This window comes from Streptomyces sp. NPDC029139, assembly GCF_055564335.1.
This window is the reverse complement of record NZ_JBVHWN010000003.1, coordinates 143954-160350: the sequence shown is the minus strand read 5'-3', so window position 1 is coordinate 160350 and position 16397 is coordinate 143954. Positions and strand designations below refer to the sequence as shown.

Genomic DNA, 16397 nt, shown 5'->3' with positions numbered 1-16397 from the left:
GTTCGGATCAGTCCGGTCATCAGCCCAGCCGGGCCAGGAGGTGGTCGCCGATCCGCAAGGCGTTGGCGATGGCGGTGAGGGACGGATTGACCGCGCCGATGCTCGGGAAGAAGCTCGTGTCGACCACATACAGGTTGTCGAGATCGTGGGCCTTGCAGTTCACGTCCAGCGCGGAGTCCGCGGGATCGGCGCCGAAGCGGACGGTGCCCGCCTGGTGCGCCGTCGCGCCGATCGGCATGCCCTTGTGCAGGTAGATGCTCCGGGACAGCAGATGGTGCTCGTGCATGCCCAGATGGCCGAGCATGCTCTGCAGCTTGTGCCGCAGGCGCCGCAGACCTTCGACGTTGTTCTTCTCGTCGAGCGTGAGACGAATGCGGGCGTCGCCGTCGAGGGTGACGCGGTTGTCCGGCAGCGGCAGGTCTTCTCCGCACAGCCAGAAGTCGACGGCATGGTGGGCGAGCACCTCGAACGGCATGTCCGGCGCGACCGCACCGGCCCACCGGGGGGCCTCGCCGTGGATCTGCTCGGCGTCCGACTTGCCCAGCATCTGGATGCCGCCCAGCGGATACTCCCAGTCGTCCGCGCCGAGGTACCAGTCGTTGAGGGCGAGCGTCTTCTGGAACCGGGTGGCGTTGGGCTCCTTCGACACGGCCATCAGCGCCAGGTTGTTGTGCCGCATGTAGAACCGGCCGACCACGTCGGAGCTGTTCGCCAGGCCCCGGGGGTGGTGCCCGTTCGCCGAGGCCAGCAGCAGCGCGGCGGAGTTGACCGCCCCGCAGGAGACGACCACCACATCCGCCGTGAACCGCACCTCCGAGCCGTCGGGGAGCCGGCCGACGACCGCGGTCACGCTGCGGCCACGGGCATCCGTCTCCAGGCGCACCACGTGCGTGTCCGTGACCATCTCGACATGGGGGTGTTCCAGGGCCGGCTCGACACAGATCACCTCGGCGTCGGACTTGCCGCGCACCAGACACGGGAAGCCGTCGACCCGGTCGCAGCGGATGCAGACGCTGGAGGGGGCGGCCCGCCCGCCGTTCTCCTGGCGGAGATCGACACCGATCGGCAGGTGGAAGGGGTGCAGGCCACGCTTCTCCAGGTCGTCGCTCAACCGCTGGATGCGCGGCTCGTGCTCGACCGGTGGATGTGCGTACTGGGCGCTCACGGGGCCCTCGCCGGGATCCTCGCCGTGCCGTCCGTGGACGAGGTAGAGGTGCTCGGCCTGCGTGTAGTACGGCTCCAGATCCTCGTACCGGAGGGGCCAGGCGGGCGAGACACCCCCGTGGTGACGGAGCTCGCCGAAGTCCTCGGGCCGCAGCCGGAAGAGGGCGGCGCCGTAGAACTTGGTGTTGCCGCCGACGTAGTAGTTGACCTCGGGCGGGAACTCGCCACCGTCCTTGTCCAGCCAGAACTCCGGGGCACGGTACTTGGCCTTGACGAACACGGCCGTCGAGTCCCAGTTGTCCCGCTCACGCGGAAGGTAGCCGCCGCGTTCGATCAGCAGGACGCGCTTGCCGGAGGGGGCGAGCCGATGGGCGAGGGTGCCTCCTCCGGCGCCGGTGCCGATGATGATGACGTCGTAGTGAGGGGCGTCGCCCACGACGACCACCGTCCTTGGGATCATGGCCCCGACCTGGTGTCAGGCACCCTCGCGCCTCCGCCGGGCGGCGGCCCGGCGGTCCCACCCCCTTCGAACGTATCCGCCGTACCCGGCAGCGGCGACCGCAGCGGCGGTCCCGGTCGCGTGCCGCGGTCACAGCACCGCGATCGGGTTCACGGGCGAGCCGGTCGCTCCGGGCAGCCGCAGCGGGGCGACCACGCACAGGAAACTCCAGCGCCCCGCCTGGGCGCAGACCGGGGCCAGGTCCTCGAACTGCAGATAGTCCATGAGGTGGATGCCCATGGCCTGGATCGCGAGGACGTGGACGGGAAAGGCGACGCCCTCCACGGCGCTGGGCGCCGTGTCGTTGTTTCCGTCTCCGCCCAGGGCCGCGACCTGCCGTTCGGCGAGGAACTCCACGGCGGTGGGGTGGAGGCCCGCCCGCGCCGCCGACACGTCCCACGGTCCGAGTTCCCTCCGGCGGCGGCGGTGTCCCACGCGGACGAACAGCAGGTCTCCCGGTCCGACGCGCACTCCTTGCGCGGCCTCCGCGGCCGTCAGGTCGGCCGCTGTCACGTGGTCGCCCGGTTCCAGCCAGGACACGCCCCGCAGCCGGGGTATGTCCAGCAGGACGCCCCGGCCGACGAGTCCGTTCTGCAGCAAGCCGACGGAGAGCGCGCGCGCACCCCCGGTCGTCAGGGTGCTCGCCGGCACCCCGCCGTACAGCTCCCCGTCGAACACCACATGACAGAGGGCGTCGAGATGGCTGTCCGCGTCCCCGTGCACGTTCATGGCGAAGCGGTCCGTGGCGAAGTGCAGCCCCTCAGCGGTGCGTTCGGCCGGGCCGGGGCCGGTCATCGTGTGCACCGCCGGCTCGGGGTCGTCGGGGCCCGGCACGGTCCCGATCGGAGCCGCGAGCGACACGGTACGGCCCAGGCGCACGTCCCCGGCGGCCGCCGCCACGCGCTCGGGCGTCAGCTGACGCAGTGCGCCCGGCCGGCCGGCCGGCTCCGACCGCGCAGCCTCGCTCCGCAGGCGCTCGTGGAGGGCCCGAAAGCCGCGGGCGGTCATGCGGGGCGCGCCCGAGGGCTCCGGCGGCGGGGTCACGCCTCTCCCCAGCGGGCCGGACCCCACCGGAGCACATGTGTCGCACCCGGCTCCAGGGCGGTGAGGTCAGCGCCGCCGCGGAACGCGTCCGGCGGACAGGACATCGGCTCCACGGCCAGACCGCGCCGTCGTCGCCCGGGTTCGCCCAGCGTGTCGCCCGTGTACACCTGCAGCCAACGGGTTCCTTCGCCGAGCCACAGGTCGGCGCCCCCTTCACCGGGCTCGACCGCGCCTCTGACGGCCGGGCCGTCGTGTGCCACGGGTGGCGGCCCGGGACGTCAGTCCCTCGCCGGCCGGGGTGCGACGCACAGTCCCCAGATGATGAGGGCGTCGATCGCGATGAGCAGCAGCGCCCACCACGGCGTGTAGGGGAGCCACATGAAGTTGGCGATCATGCTGAGGCCGGCCAGCCCGACGCCGACGACTCTGGCCCATGTGGCGCCCGTGAAGAGGGCGGCGCCGGTGAGCGCGATCACGATGCCGAGGATGAGATGGATCCAGCCCCAACCGGTGAGGTCGAGCTCGTAGACGTAGTTGCGGGTGGCCAGGAACACGTCGTCCTCGGCGATGGCCGAGATCCCTCCGAGCAGCGTCATGACGCCGCTGAAGATCATGATGACGGCCGCGAACACCAGCCAACCGCTGGTGTGCGTGACGTCTCGCCGGCCGGGCGCGCTCGTGTGGGTCGTCATGACAGATACCTCGCTGTCGTCTGGCCTGCCCGCCGGCCGTGGTCCGTCCGGAGGGTCGGATACCTCCAATCTGACCCAGGTGCACCTCCGGTGCACGTCGGAGAGGGGCGGTCAACGGAAAGAGGCTGGTCCGGGACCTTGTGCGGCCCTGAGGGGCTGCGGTGCCCCGGCCCTTCCGTCCGGAATCACACGGTTCACGCTGACAAAGATGTGCCATGGCGAGGACTTGCCGTCGGGAGCCCTTCACGGCGGCTTTCACCGGTCGATAGACCCATGGCATGGACTCCCCCTCTCATGCTTCCGCCTTCCGGCGCAGGCGCCGGCGGCTGATCGCGGTGGCCACGGCGGTGCCCCTGCTGGCGTCGGGCCTCGCCGTTCTGCAAGCGCCAGCTCACGCCGATCCGGGCAAGCCCGCCGTGTCCGCCAAGCCCTCGGCGACCCACAAGGTCACCCTCGTCACCGGCGATGTCGTCACGGTCACCACGACGGCCGACGGCCGGCAGATCGCCGAGGTCGACCGGCCGGACAGCGCCGTCGGCGGCGTGAAACTCCAGGAGATCAAGGGCGACTTGTTCGTCATCCCGGACGAGGCCGCGCCCCTGCTGGGCACGGACAGGCTGGACCGGCGGCTGTTCAACGTCACCGATCTGATCGAGATGGGGTACGACGACGCGACGTCGGCCGCGGTACCCCTGATCGCGACGTACGCCGAGCCGACATCGCGTACGGCCGCCGAGCCGACGGCCCCCCGGGGCAGCAGACTGACCCGCACGCTCAAGGGCATCCGCGGCGCGGTGCTCAGCACCGACAAGCGGCAGGCCCGGACCTTCTGGAGCGCCCTCGCGCCGCGGGGCGGCGCCATGCTGGGCGCGGGGGTCGAGAAGCTGTGGCTCGACGGCCGGGTGAAGGCCACTCTGCAGGAGAGCGTGCCGCTGATCGGCGCGTCCGACGCCTGGGCGGCCGGCTACACCGGCAAGGGCGTCAAGGTCGCGGTGCTCGACACGGGCATCGACGTCAACCATCCCGACGTCGAGGGCCTGATCGACGGCACGGCGAGCTTCGTGCCGGGCGAGGCCGTCACGGACGTCAACGGGCACGGTACGCATGTGGCCGGCACGATCGTCGGTTCGGGCGCCGCGTCGGCGGGCGCGAACAAGGGGGTCGCCCCCGGTGCCGACCTGCTCGTCGGCAAGGTGCTCGGCGGTGCGGAGGGTTCCGGCCAGGACTCCTGGGTGATGGCCGGCATGCAGTGGGCCGCCGAGTCCGGTGCGGACGTCGTCAACATGAGTCTGGGCAACTCCTACCCCACCGACGGCAGCGACCCGCTGTCGCAGACGGTCGACGCCCTGTCCGCGCGGTACGGCACCCTGTTCGTCATAGCCGCCGGCAACGCGGGACCGGAGACCATCTCCGCCCCGGGCGCGGCCGCGTCGGCGCTGACCGTGGCCGCCACGGACAAGCAGGACCGGCTCGCGTCGTTCTCCAGCACGGGCCCGCTGGCCGTCTCGGGTGGCATGAAGCCGGACATCGCGGCGCCCGGCGTCGACATCACCGCGGCCCGGTCGCAGGAGATGACCGACGGCGGTGGCCTCTACCGCACCATCAGCGGTACGTCGATGGCCACCCCGCACGTGGCCGGCGCGGCGGCGATCCTGGCCCAGCGGCACCCGGAGTGGACCGGCGCGCAGCTCAAGGAGCACCTGACGAGCACCGCGCGGGGCCTGGACGGCGGATACTCGCCGTACGAGGTCGGCACCGGCCGTCTCGACGTGGCCGCCGCCGTGGACACCACGGTTCGTGCCACCACGTCGCTCTTCTTCGGCCATCACACGTGGCCGCACGAGCCCGGCGACGTCGCCGTCACGAAGCAGCTGACCTTCACCAACACCGGGTCCGCCGACGTGACGCTGGACCTGGCGTCGACCACCGAGGGCGGGCCGTTCACCCTGGGCGCCACCTCGGTGAAGGTGCCCGCGGGCGGTACCGCCGCCGTCCCGGTGACCGGTGACCCGCAGGCCGCCGCGCGGGGCCGGCACGCCGGATACGTGACGGCCACCGACGCGGCGACCGGGAAGACCGTGACCCGCACGTCCGTCGCGCTGCTCAAGGAGGAGGAGCGCTACGACCTGAACATCGAGCTGGTCGGCAAGGACGGCAAGCCGGCCTCGGGCTGGGTCGGCGTCAACCTGGCCGGCGACAACTGGCCGTGGAACGTCTACGTCGAAGGCTCGACGACCCTGCGCATGCCCCCCGGCCTGTACACCGTCGCGGGGTACCTCGACGTGGCCGGCGAGAAGGCGGACCGCTCGGGACTGGCCGTGCTCGTCGATCCCGAGACGGTGCTCGAGGACGGTTCGGCCGACGTCGTCCTGGACGCGAGCAAGGCGCGCCTGCTGCGGACCGAGGCGCCACGGCTCACCGAGGACCGTCAGCGCAAGGTCGACTTCAACGTCCACTACGACGGCCTCGACCCGTACATGGATTACCGCAGCGCCTATGTGCTGCCCCCGGCGTACGACGATGTCTACGTCGCTCCGACGGAGCCCATGACGCGGGGCGAGTTCATGCTGACCACCCGCTGGCGCAAGGGCGAGCCGCGACTCGGCCTGACCACGCCGGGCGGCCGGCTCCGGTTCGAGACACAGGTGCAGGCGGGCAGCGCCCTCGGCACCGCGACGGACACACTGGGCGCCGTCTACGCCGGCGACGGCGCGGCGGCCGCGTACGAGAGCGTCGGCGCGAAGGGCAAGGTCGTGGTCGTCGAGCGCAGTGACGAGGTCTCGCCACAGGCGCGCGCCGAGGCCGCGGCCGCGGCCGGAGCGAAGGCGCTCATCGTCGTCCACGACGGAGCCGGAGCCCTGGTGGAGTACGTCGGCGAGTCGGCCGTCCCGGTCGCCACCGTGCACCGCGAGGCGGGCAGGACCCTGGTCGCGATGGCCAAGGCGGGCACCCACAAGCTGACCATGAAGCAGAGCGAGTACACGCCCTACGTCTACGACCTGACCCGCGAGTACCCCGGCCGGGTGCCGGACCGGGCTCTCGTCTACAAGCCGACCCACCAGGACCTCGCCCGGATCGACGCCCGCTACTACGCGGCAGCGGGCGGCCGCGTGGCCGAGGGCTACCGGTCCGACTTCACCCTCAGCCCCTCGTTCAACCTCCCCGAACGGGAGTGGCATCCGGGCACCCGCACCGAGTGGGTGACACCGGGGCAGGTCTGGAGGGAGTTCCACACGCAGGGTGTCGACGGGCCGCTGCCGTGGACGATGGTGTCGGGCGACAACACGTACGCCAGGGGCAGCACCACCCGCCTGGACTGGTTCGCTCCGGTCACCCGGCCCGGTCAGAGCGAGTCCTTCGGCGTGTACAACTCCCGCTGGCAGAACTTCATGACCTGGAACGTGCAGGCGTGGGCCTCCGCCAGCGACACGATGCGGCTCGGCGGGTACCTGCCGTGGGGTGAGACACCCTCCCACCTCCAGGTCTTCCAGGGCGACACGCTGATCCACGACAACCCGGTCAGTGGCGACATGCAGTGGGTGGAGGTGCCGGCCGGCAACCTGCCCTACCGCACCGTCCTCGACGTCGAGCGGCCCGGCGACGTCTTCCGGCTGTCGACGCGCACCCACACGGAGTGGACCTTCATGTCCGACACCGTCGACGCGGACTCCTTCCGTCCGTTCTCGGTGCTGAACCTGGACTACAAGCTGGAGTCCGACCTGCACGGCGACCTCAGGGCGAACGCGACCCAGCGGATCACCCTCGAGCCGGTGTCGACGGACCTCGGCACCGTGCCCGGCGACGTGACGACGGTGACGCTGGACGTCTCGTACGACGACGGCGCCACGTGGCGGAAGGTGGCCCTGACCAAGGGCGCCGGTGATTCCTGGACGGGTTCGTTCAGGACGGCCGAGAAGCCCGGCGGCTTCGTCTCCCTGCGCGCGAGCGCCGGGACGGACAGCGGCTTCAGCGTCAAGAACGAGATCATCCGGGCGTACGGCCTGCGATGAACCGGACTGTCGGGCCCCGGGGCGGCGACACCCCGGGGCCCTTCCCCGTAGACCGGCTCCCACCAGGGACTATTCAGGGTCTGCCGCCATGGCGCATACTCTCCCCGCTGCGGCAAGCGGAAGAGAGTCGATCGCGGATGCTGGATGTTCTGGGCCTCGAACCCGACGACGAGCGCGTCTACCGGGCGCTGCTCGGACAGCCGAACTCCACCGCCGTCTCGCTCGCCGGCCTGGTGACCCTGGCGCCGGCCCACGTCGACACGGCGCTGTCCCGGCTGGCCGAGTGGGGTCTGGCGACCAGGTCGGCGGACGAGCGGTTCACCGCCGCGCCGCCGGCCATGGCGCTCGGCGCTCTCATCAGCCAGCGCCGGGACGGGCTGCGCATGGCCGAGCAGGCGCTGGTGACCTTCGCCGAGGAACACCGGGCGGCGATGACCGGGGACAGCATCAGCGATCTGATCGAGGTCGTCACGGGCGTCGACGCCATCCGCCATCGCTTCCTCCAGGTGCAGCAGGCGGCCCGGACGCAGGTCCGCTCCTTCATCACCGCGCCGTTCGTCGCCCTGCCTCCCGACGAGAACACGGCCGAACCCATGGCCCTCGACCGCGGGGTGCTCTTCCGCGCCGTACTGGACCGCGCCGTGCTGGCAGAACCGGGAATCGTCCACGACGCCGTCGACTCCCTGCGCAACGGGGTGCAGTTGCGGGTCACCGACCACCTGCCGATGAAACTCGTGCTGGCCGACGCCGACCTCGGCCTGGTTCCGCTCGCCGTCACACCGGCGGGAGAGCCCGGCGCCGTACTGCTGCACCGCAGCGGCCTGCTGGACGCGCTGGACGCGCTGTTCGAGACGGTGTGGCGCACGGCCCACCCGCTCGAACTGTCGGGCACGGGAGCCGAGTCCGAGGCAACCGTCGAGATCGGCCCGCACGGCCCGACCGAACTCGACCGCAGGATCCTCGCGCTGCTGCTGGCCGGCCTGACGGACCAGACGGCCGCCACCCAACTCGGCCTGTCCCCCCGCACGCTCCACCGCCGCCTGCGCCGTCTGATGGATCTGGCCGGAGTCCAGACCCGGATGCAGCTCGGCGCCCACGCGGTCCGAAGCGGCTGGGCGGAGCACCTGGGAACGTGACGCGGGGGTTCGCCCCCCGCTCGGGCCGCCGCACCGCGCCCCGTGCGCGGGGCGCGGTCCTCCTCAGTCGCCGATGAGGGCGTCCACCACGGCTCTGGCGACGCGGCCGGTCCGGTCCGGTGTCCAGTAGCCGGGTTCTTCCATGGTGGAGACGTAATAGCCGCGGGTCAGGAGCGAGAGGACGTCGGCGGCGAGGCCGGCGTCGGGCACGCCGGCGGCGGTGGACGCGTCGAGGAACTCCTCGCGCGATTCGCGGGGTTCACGGCGGTCGACCCCATGGGGGTCGGTGTGCGCCGTCGAGAGCATCTCGACCCAGAGCGCGCGGAGCAGCAGGTCCTCGGGCTCCGTGCTGAGGTGCCACTCCAGCGTGGCGCGCAGCCGGTCCGCGCCGGTCAGGTCGCCGAGATGGGCCTCCAGATCGGTCCTCCAGCGCGATTCCGCCGCGCGGACGGCGTTGGTGATCAGGGCCGTACGCGTCGGCACGTAGTTGGTGACCATCGCCGTGGAACCGCCGAGCTCCTTGGCCACGGCGCGGATGGTGATGGCGCGCGCCCCGTCCCGGGCGGCGACGGCGAGGGTCGCCTCGGCGATCGCCTTGCGGCGCTGGACTTCGTCGACGTCGATCGGCATGGAAGCAACCTAGCTCAGAGGGGGTTGACGCTGAACTCACCTAAATGCAACGCTGTTATATCACGTTGTTTTCTGAAGATTCGCTTCCGTGGAGGGCCCTATGAGCCTTGCCGTCCGACGCGTCACCCCGGAACCCGTCCCTCCGCAGGCGCGGCAGCACATGGTGCGCATGCGCGACGGAGCGCTGCTGGCCACCGATGTCTACGGCGCCGACCGGGCGGACCCGGCGCCGGCCGTCCTGGCCCGCCTGCCCTATGACAAGAACAGCCGGTACGTCTTCTTCGACAGGATCGCGGAGCGGTTCACGGCACGCGGCTACGTCGTCGTGGTCCAGGACGTCCGAGGCAAGTTCCGCTCCCAGGGCCACACCCTCGGCTGGACCGGGGAGGTGGACGACGGCTACGACACCATCGAGTGGATCACCCGACAGCCCTGGTCCGACGGGATCGTGGGCATGTTCGGCGACTCGTACTACGGCTTCACCCAGTGGTCGGCGGTCTCCAGCCAGCACCCTGCCCTGCGCGCCATCGTGCCCCGCGTCACCTGCACCAACAACGGTCCGGGGATCGCCACGTACGACGCCGGGTCGGGCCCGCAGCCGGTGTGGCTGGAGGGGACCACCTACCAGGCGCAGGTCTGGACGGACAACGACAGCTACGAGTTCGACGTCGATCTCACCCGACGACCGCTCGTCGCCGCGTACGAGGAGGCGTTCACCGCCATCGGGAAGCGCTCACCCGGCTTCGACCTCATCGTCGGCGGCATCCCCCTCGCCCCGTACAACGGGCCGCATCCCTACGACGCCCGGCCGGTACCGGTCCTGCACTGCGTCGGCTGGTTCGACAACCTCGGCATCGCCCACATGCGCGACTACACCGAGCTGGCCCGGCGCCCCGGTTGGGCTGCCGTGCAGTACCTGCTCGCCGACACGATCGACCACGAGAACTACTTCCTGGAGGACGCCCCGGTCCCCCCGGACGCCGACCACCTGGGCGACGACGCCGCCCTGGAGCGCCTGCTCGACGCGTACACCGGTCCCGCCGTCGAATTCTTCGACGTCTTCCTGAAGGGCAGCGCCCCGCCCGAGTCGCTTCCCAGGGTTCGCTGGAAGCTCGGCCACGTGGGCTGGCGCACCGCTTCCACGTGGCCGCCGCCGGAGGCCACGCCGACCGAGCTCCACCTGACGGAGGCGGGCGCGGCGACCGGCCCGGTCCCCGGCGGAGAGCTGGCCCCGCACCCGGCCGCCGCGCCGGAAGCGGCGCGGTGGCGCTACGACCCCGACGACCTCGTGCCGTCCGCCGCCGCGGACACCTTCCTCCAGCTGCGGGAGCACGCCGACGAGCGCCCCACCCTCGACCGGGACGACGTCCTCGTCTTCACCGGCCCCGCCTCCGACCGGCCGCTCGACCTCGCCGGCCCCGTCCACGCGGTGCTGCACGTGGAGAGCACGGCGCCCACGTTCGACGTCTTCGTCCGGCTCCTTGACCTGGCCCCGGACGGCACGGCGCGCCTGATCGTGCGCGGCTGCGCCCAGCGGGACAAGCCCGGCGAGGTGGAGATCGCCCTGGGACACACCGGTTATCGGTTGCGCCCGGGCCACCGCCTCGCGCTGATGATCACCGGTAGCGACTTCCCGAATCACCTCCCCAACTCCGGCTCCCTGGAGAGCCCGTGGCTGACGGCCGCTCCCAAGGCGAGCCTGCAAAAGCTCCGGACCGGCCCCCTCCACCCCTCCCGTCTGCGTCTGACCGTCCTGCCCGACAGCGGCGAGCGACCCCCGGTGCACGGAACGCCCGAGTTCCCTCCGCCGCATCTCCGTGAAGGAGGCGGTCCCAGATGAATCTCCGATTCGTCGCCACCCGGCTGGGCATGCTCGTCGTGACCGTGCTCGTCTCCAGCGTGGCCATCTACGGCGCCATGTTCCTCACGCCCGGGGACCCCGCCACGCTGCTCGTCGGCGGCAGCCGGAACCCCGACCCCGCCGTGCTCGCGCAGATCCGCCGCGACCACCACCTGGACGACCCGTTCCTCCAGGGTTACTGGCACTGGCTGAGCGGCTGCCTGCGCGGAGACTTCGGGACGTCCCTCGTCTACCGCGACTCCGTCACCGAACTCATCGGCGCCCGCGCCGGAAACACCCTCGCGCTCGTCGTCTACGCCTCCGTGCTCGTCCTCGCCCTCGGCACGGCCATCGGCACCGTCGCCGCCCTGCGCGGCGGCCGCACGGACACCCTGGCCACGACCCTGACGGCGGGCGCGATGGCCGTACCGACCTTCATCATGTCGGTCCTGCTCATCTGGCTCTTCGCCGTCCAGCTCCCGTGGTTCCCCGTCTACGGCTCCGGCGAGGGCTTCACCGGCACCCTGACCCACCTGACGCTCCCCGCCGTCGCGCTGGCGATGACCTGGATCGGCTACGTCGCCCAGGTGACCCGCACCGCCGTCCGCGCGGAGATGCGCTCCGAGCACGTGGAGACCGCCCGCAGCCGCGGCGTACCCGAGCGCACGGTGATCAGGCGGCACGTCCTGCACAACGCCTCCGGCCCCGTCTTCGCCGTCTCCGGCGTCGGCATCGCCGGACTCATCGCCACCGCGGCCGTCGCCGAGCAGGCATTCGGCACCGGAGGGCTCGGAGCCCTCATGATCGAGGCGGCCTCCAAGCAGGACATGGCGGTCGTCCAGGCCGTGTCCCTGATCTTCGTGGTCGTCTTCGTCGTCATCAACACCTCCGTCGACCTGGTCAGCGCCGCCCTCGACCCCCGAGCCGCGCAGAAGGGGGCCTGATGACCACCGCCCCGTCCACCCGGACCGCGCCCGCGCCCCGTGCCGGACGCCCACGCGACCACCTGACCCTCGGCGCGGCATGGGTCGTCGCCCTGTTCGTCCTGCTGGCCGTGCTCGGGCCGCTGCTCGCCCCGCACGACCCGAACGCCGTCAACCCCCTGAACGTCAACGCCGGACCGTCCGCCACCCACCTTCTGGGGACGGACGACACCGGGCGCGACCTGCTCTCCCGGCTCATCGCCGGCACCCGCGCCAGCCTCGCCGCCCCCGCCGTTGTCATCGCCGTGTCCACGACGCTCGGCACCCTTCTCGCCCTGACCGCCGCCTGGTTCGGAGGCCGGCTCGACCGGTTCGTCTCGGGCGCCCTGGACATCGTCTTCGGCTTCCCGGGGCTCATCATGGCCGTCCTCGTCGCCGCCGTCTTCGGCGCCGGGCTCACCGCCCCGGTCATCGCCCTGTCGATCGCCTACCTCCCCCTGATCACGCGCGTCGTACGATCCGCCGCGATCAAGGAACGGAACCTGCCCTACATATCGGCGCTCCAGCTCCTCGGCGCGCCCCCCTTCCGTATCTGGCTGCGGCACCTGCTCCCGAACCTGCTGCCGCTCGTCCTCGTCCAGGCCACCATCGGCTTCGGCTACGCCCTGCTCGACGTCGCCGCGATCTCCTTCCTCGGACTCGGCAGCCGGCCCCCGGACCCGGAATGGGGACTGATGGTGGCCAACGGCGCCCCCTCCATCCTCGCCGGCCAGCCCGAGCAGTCCCTGTACGCGGGCATCGCCATCCTCGTCGTCGTCGTGGCGTTCAACCTGCTGGGGACGGGCCTGTCCCGACGTCTGCTCGGAGAGAACGCATGAGCCCCACACCGCTGCTCCGGATCGACTCGCTCGGCATCGACCTGCCCCTGGACGGAGTGCCGCGCACCGTCGTCCACCGCGCCGACGTCAGCATCCCCGAGGGAACGGCCGTCGCCCTGGTCGGCGAGTCCGGGTCCGGGAAGTCCCTGACGGCCCGCTCCGTCCTCGGCCTGCTGCCGCAGGGCGCCCGCGTCCACGGAGACGTGTTGTTCGCGGGGGAGTCCGTCCCGCAGATGACAGCCGAACGCCTGCGCGCGTTCCGCGCGACCGAGGTCGCCATGGTGTTCCAGGACCCCAGGGCCCACATCAACCCCGCCCGCAGCGTGGGCGACTTCCTGATCGAGGGCCTGACCACCACACGCCGTGTCCCGGCCGCCGAGGCGGTCAGGAAAGTCACCGGGATCCTTCGGGAGGTCGGCATCCCCGACGCCGACCGGCGCATGCGCCAACGGCCGCACGAACTCTCGGGCGGCCTGCTCCAACGCGTCATGATCGCCGCCGCGCTGGCCGCCGAACCACGCCTGCTGCTCGCGGACGAGCCGACCACCGCCCTCGACGTGACCACGCAGGAGGAGGTGATGGCCATCATCGGCGAGGCCCGCGAAGCCCGTGGACTGGCCATGCTCTTCATCACCCACGACCTGGAACTCGCGGCAGCCGTCTGCGACCGGGTCGTGGTCATGTACGCGGGCACCACCGTGGAAGAACTCCGCGCCGACCGCCTGCGCGGGCGCGCCGCCCACCCCTACACGCGCGCCCTGCTCGCCTCCCGCCCGTCGGTCTCCGACGCCGCCGTGGCACTCCGTTCGATCCCGGGCAGGCCCCTGTCCGGCTTCGAGGCGCCCGCCGGATGCGCGTTCAGCGACCGATGTCCACGCGTCCAGGATCCGTGCCGCAGCCACCGGCCCGAACCGACGTCCGCCGGTGACGGCACCACGGCCTGTCACTTCCCCCATACGGACACTCCCGAGGAGGCCGTCAGCCATGCTTGACGTACGCGATCTGCGCAAGGAGTTCGGTGACTTCGTCGCCGTGGACGACGTGACGTTCGCGCTTCCGGAGCGAGGGTCCCTGGCGATCGTCGGCGAGTCGGGGTCGGGCAAGACGACCACCGCGCGCATGATCGCCGGACTCGAGACACCGAGCGGCGGACACGTCGTCGTCGCCGGCGACGAGCGCGGGGCCGGGCGGCTACGGGCCGGCGAGCGCCGTGCCCGGGGCCGGCGGATCCAGATGGTCTTCCAGGACCCCTACTCGTCCCTCGACCGGCGCCAGCGCGTCGGCGACGCCGTCGCCGAAGCGGTCACGCTGCACCGGCCCCTGCCCGCGGACCGGCTCCGCGCCCGCGTCGCCGAACTGCTCGACATGGTGGGGCTGGACGACCGCCAGGCTCGCGCCCTGCCGAAGGCCCTCTCGGGCGGACAGCGCCAACGCGTCGCCATCGCCCGCGCCCTGGCCGCCGAACCGCGCGTACTGATCCTGGACGAGGCCGTCGCCGCCCTGGACGTGTCCATCCAGGCCCAGATCCTGGCCCTGCTCGCCCGCATCCGTACGGACACCGGGACCGCGCTGCTGTTCATCACGCACGACCTCGGCGCCATCCGGCACATCAGCGACGACGTCCTGGTCATGCGGGCGGGAAGAGTCGTCGAGCGCGGTCCGGTCGCCACCGTCCTCGACGCTCCTCAAGACCCCTACACCCAGCGCCTGATCGCCTCCATTCCCCGACCGGGGTGGAAGCCGCGGAGAAGGGCGCACAAGCCCGCCGCCTGAGGCCGGGCACGCGGCCCACCGACGAAGGACGTCTGCCCCGACGAGGGAACGGGGCAGGCGTCCTTCTCGTCCCCCCGGCCGCGGTCGCCGCACCCACCGGCAGGGCGGCGCCACGACGAGGCCCCGAGCAGCGTGTGCTGTCCGGGGCCTCGTCGTCCGGACGCGACCGGAGCAGCGTGTGGCGTCCGGGGCCTCGTCTTTCGGACACGACCGGGGCAGCGTGTGGCGTCCGGGGCCTCGTCGTCCGGAACCGACCGGGGCGCAATCGAGGGCGAAGACGTGAGAACGGCGTGCCCCGGCGGTCGGTGGAGACCGTCGGGGCACGCCGTCGAGAGGCTGAGCGGGCGGGTGGTCAGCCGGTCCGCGCCCAGGAGAGCGCCGGCCGGGTACGCGGGGCCCGTGCCTCGATCGCCGTGGCGACGTGCAGCAGCAGGTCCTCCTGGAAGCGTCCGCCGATCAGCTGGACGCCGGAGGGCAGCCCTTCGCGCAGGCCCGTGGGGACGGAGATGGCGGGGAAGCCGAGCACGGGGACCGCCTGCATCGGCCACTGCGCGGCCAGGAGTTCGCTCACGCGGCTGTCGCCGGCGAGGTCGGCGTCCTGCTCGAACGGCGGCTCGGCACAGACCGGCGTCAGCACGATCCGGTCCTGGCCCAGGAACCGCTGGAGGCGGCTGACGAGAGTGCCGCGGCGGGCGTAGCCCCGGATGTAGTCGGTGAGGGTGGGGTGCTCACCCCAGGTCTCCGCGGCGGCGGTGAAGGAGGACGCGAGGGAGACGCGTACGGAGTCGTCACCGAACCGCTCGATCTCGGACATCATCGTCTTCAACTCCTGGTACAGCAGGAGCGACCACAGCCGGGCCGCCTCGCCCAGCAGGGGAAGCTCGACCTCCTCCACCTCGTGGCCGGCCTCGCCGAGCCAGCGGGCCGCGTCGTCGATGGCGGCGTCGACGGCGGGGTGGGGCTTGGCGCCCCCGGCGTCGCGCACGACGGCGACCTTGACCCGGCGCGGCTCGCCCAGCGGCGGGCGCATCGGAAGCCCCACGGGGTCGTTCAGGTCGGGGCTCACCATGGCGTGCAGGCCGAGCCGGACGTCGTCGACGGTCCAGCCGAGGGGCCCGTGGACGGCCATGGTCTGGAAGGACAGCGGGCTGTCGAACTCCTCGGCGCCACGCGGTTCCACCCCGGAGACGAGCCCCATGGTGGGGCGCAGGCCCACGGCGCCGCAGCAGTAGGCCGGGAAGCGGACGGAGCCGCCGATGTCGTTGCCCTGCGCGATCGGGGTCATGCCGGCGGCGACCGACGCGGCGGCGCCGCCGGAGGACCCGCCGGGGGTGCGGTCGGGGTTCCACGGATTGAGCGTCCTGCCGTACAGATCGTTGCCGGTGAACCAGCGCACGGCGAAGGCCGGGCTGTTGCTGCGGCCCATCAGGGTCGCTCCGGCCTCGCGCAGGGCGGCCACACAGACGGCGTCGTCCTGGGCCACGGCGCCGGCCCAGGCGGGAACGCCGTGCGAGCTGACGTATCCGCGCTGCGAGGTGTTGATCTTCGTGGACACCGGGACGCCGAGCAACGGGGGGAGTTCTCCGCCTGCGGCGACCGCGGCATCGGCCGCGGCGGCCTGGGCGAGCGCGTCCTCGGGCCGGATGTCCACGAGGGCGTTGAGGGCCGGGTTGGTCTCCTCGATGCGCGCGAGGAACGCCTGGGCGACCTCGGTCGCCGAGAAGGACTTGGCGCGGATTCCGGCGGCCAGTTCGGCGGCCGGGCGGTCCCACAGCGGTGTGTCGCCCGTGGCGTCGGTCATCGTCGTC

Annotated in this window: 12 protein-coding genes; 7 read left to right on the top strand and 5 right to left on the bottom strand. The window is 72.1% G+C overall.

Annotated elements, in window-relative coordinates:
• Positions 1-19: 19 nt before the first annotated feature.
• The 3 genes from ACZ4VW_RS08560 to ACZ4VW_RS08550 all read right to left on the bottom strand — a co-directional run bounded on the left by ACZ4VW_RS08560 (position 20) and on the right by ACZ4VW_RS08550 (position 3399).
• Positions 20-1624: a GMC oxidoreductase gene (locus ACZ4VW_RS08560; RefSeq protein WP_467959899.1), complete on the bottom strand. Its 1605-nt coding sequence runs from the start codon at positions 1622-1624 to the stop codon at positions 20-22.
• A 129-nt stretch (positions 1625-1753) separates the two neighbouring features.
• A complete protein-coding gene (locus ACZ4VW_RS08555) occupies positions 1754-2671 on the bottom strand; it encodes a cyclase family protein (protein WP_467960791.1) in 918 nt (305 codons plus the stop codon).
• A 314-nt stretch (positions 2672-2985) separates the two neighbouring features.
• Complete coding sequence (locus tag ACZ4VW_RS08550) at positions 2986-3399, bottom strand: DUF7144 family membrane protein (protein WP_467959897.1); 414 nt, start codon at positions 3397-3399, stop codon at positions 2986-2988.
• A 278-nt stretch (positions 3400-3677) separates the two neighbouring features.
• Here ACZ4VW_RS08550 and ACZ4VW_RS08545 point away from each other — a divergent pair, with 278 nt between their 5' ends.
• Together ACZ4VW_RS08545 and ACZ4VW_RS08540 are read left to right on the top strand one after the other, a co-directional pair.
• Positions 3678-7409 carry a S8 family peptidase gene (locus ACZ4VW_RS08545; protein ID WP_467959895.1) on the top strand — a complete coding sequence of 1244 codons (3732 nt, stop codon included), beginning with the start codon at positions 3678-3680 and terminating at the stop codon, positions 7407-7409.
• Positions 7410-7546: 137 nt separating this feature from the next.
• On the top strand, positions 7547-8545 hold the full coding sequence (locus ACZ4VW_RS08540) for a TrmB family transcriptional regulator (protein ID WP_467959893.1): 999 nt from the start codon (positions 7547-7549) through the stop codon (positions 8543-8545).
• Between the two features lie 63 nt (positions 8546-8608).
• Here ACZ4VW_RS08540 and ACZ4VW_RS08535 read toward each other — a convergent pair whose 3' ends face one another.
• Entirely contained in the window at positions 8609-9175 is a 567-nt protein-coding gene (locus ACZ4VW_RS08535; RefSeq protein ID WP_467959891.1) for a TetR/AcrR family transcriptional regulator, read from the bottom strand.
• A 100-nt stretch (positions 9176-9275) separates the two neighbouring features.
• On the opposite strand from ACZ4VW_RS08535, the gene ACZ4VW_RS08530 reads away from it, so the two are divergent.
• Genes ACZ4VW_RS08530 through ACZ4VW_RS08510 form a run of 5 tightly spaced genes read left to right on the top strand, consistent with a single transcriptional unit; the run spans position 9276 to position 14589 of the window.
• The gene (locus ACZ4VW_RS08530; RefSeq protein WP_467959889.1) at positions 9276-11015 is read left to right on the top strand and encodes a CocE/NonD family hydrolase; all 1740 of its coding nucleotides are present in this window, start codon (positions 9276-9278) and stop codon (positions 11013-11015) included.
• Complete coding sequence (locus ACZ4VW_RS08525; RefSeq protein WP_467959887.1) at positions 11012-11959, top strand: ABC transporter permease; 948 nt, start codon at positions 11012-11014, stop codon at positions 11957-11959. Before ACZ4VW_RS08530 ends, ACZ4VW_RS08525 begins: the two co-directional genes overlap by 4 nt.
• Positions 11959-12816, top strand: coding sequence for an ABC transporter permease (locus ACZ4VW_RS08520; protein WP_467959885.1), 858 nt, complete (start codon positions 11959-11961; stop codon positions 12814-12816). The genes ACZ4VW_RS08525 and ACZ4VW_RS08520 overlap by 1 nt, the downstream gene beginning before the upstream one ends.
• Complete coding sequence (locus ACZ4VW_RS08515) at positions 12813-13808, top strand: ABC transporter ATP-binding protein (RefSeq protein ID WP_467959883.1); 996 nt, start codon at positions 12813-12815, stop codon at positions 13806-13808. The genes ACZ4VW_RS08520 and ACZ4VW_RS08515 overlap by 4 nt, the downstream gene beginning before the upstream one ends.
• Positions 13801-14589: an ABC transporter ATP-binding protein gene (locus tag ACZ4VW_RS08510; RefSeq protein ID WP_467959881.1), complete on the top strand. Its 789-nt coding sequence runs from the start codon at positions 13801-13803 to the stop codon at positions 14587-14589. The genes ACZ4VW_RS08515 and ACZ4VW_RS08510 overlap by 8 nt, the downstream gene beginning before the upstream one ends.
• A gap of 352 nt (positions 14590-14941) precedes the next feature.
• Here ACZ4VW_RS08510 and ACZ4VW_RS08505 read toward each other — a convergent pair whose 3' ends face one another.
• A complete protein-coding gene (locus ACZ4VW_RS08505; protein WP_467959879.1) occupies positions 14942-16390 on the bottom strand; it encodes an amidase in 1449 nt (482 codons plus the stop codon).
• Between the last annotated feature and the right edge of the window lie 7 nt (positions 16391-16397).

What these genes read in the sequence shown, in the direction of transcription:
- ACZ4VW_RS08505 (WP_467959879.1), bottom strand. Translation starts at nt 16,390, where the DNA reads ATGACCGACGCCACGGGCGACACACCGCTGTGGGACCGCCCGGCCGCC.
- ACZ4VW_RS08550 (WP_467959897.1), bottom strand. Translation starts at nt 3,399, where the DNA reads ATGACGACCCACACGAGCGCGCCCGGCCGGCGAGACGTCACGCACACC.
- ACZ4VW_RS08530 (WP_467959889.1), top strand. Translation starts at nt 9,276, where the DNA reads ATGAGCCTTGCCGTCCGACGCGTCACCCCGGAACCCGTCCCTCCGCAG.
- ACZ4VW_RS08520 (WP_467959885.1), top strand. Translation starts at nt 11,959, where the DNA reads ATGACCACCGCCCCGTCCACCCGGACCGCGCCCGCGCCCCGTGCCGGA.
- ACZ4VW_RS08535 (WP_467959891.1), bottom strand. Translation starts at nt 9,175, where the DNA reads ATGCCGATCGACGTCGACGAAGTCCAGCGCCGCAAGGCGATCGCCGAG.
- ACZ4VW_RS08510 (WP_467959881.1), top strand. Translation starts at nt 13,801, where the DNA reads ATGCTTGACGTACGCGATCTGCGCAAGGAGTTCGGTGACTTCGTCGCC.
- ACZ4VW_RS08560 (WP_467959899.1), bottom strand. Translation starts at nt 1,624, where the DNA reads ATGATCCCAAGGACGGTGGTCGTCGTGGGCGACGCCCCTCACTACGAC.
- ACZ4VW_RS08515 (WP_467959883.1), top strand. Translation starts at nt 12,813, where the DNA reads ATGAGCCCCACACCGCTGCTCCGGATCGACTCGCTCGGCATCGACCTG.
- ACZ4VW_RS08555 (WP_467960791.1), bottom strand. Translation starts at nt 2,671, where the DNA reads ATGACCGCCCGCGGCTTTCGGGCCCTCCACGAGCGCCTGCGGAGCGAG.
- ACZ4VW_RS08540 (WP_467959893.1), top strand. Translation starts at nt 7,547, where the DNA reads ATGCTGGATGTTCTGGGCCTCGAACCCGACGACGAGCGCGTCTACCGG.
- ACZ4VW_RS08545 (WP_467959895.1), top strand. Translation starts at nt 3,678, where the DNA reads ATGGACTCCCCCTCTCATGCTTCCGCCTTCCGGCGCAGGCGCCGGCGG.
- ACZ4VW_RS08525 (WP_467959887.1), top strand. Translation starts at nt 11,012, where the DNA reads ATGAATCTCCGATTCGTCGCCACCCGGCTGGGCATGCTCGTCGTGACC.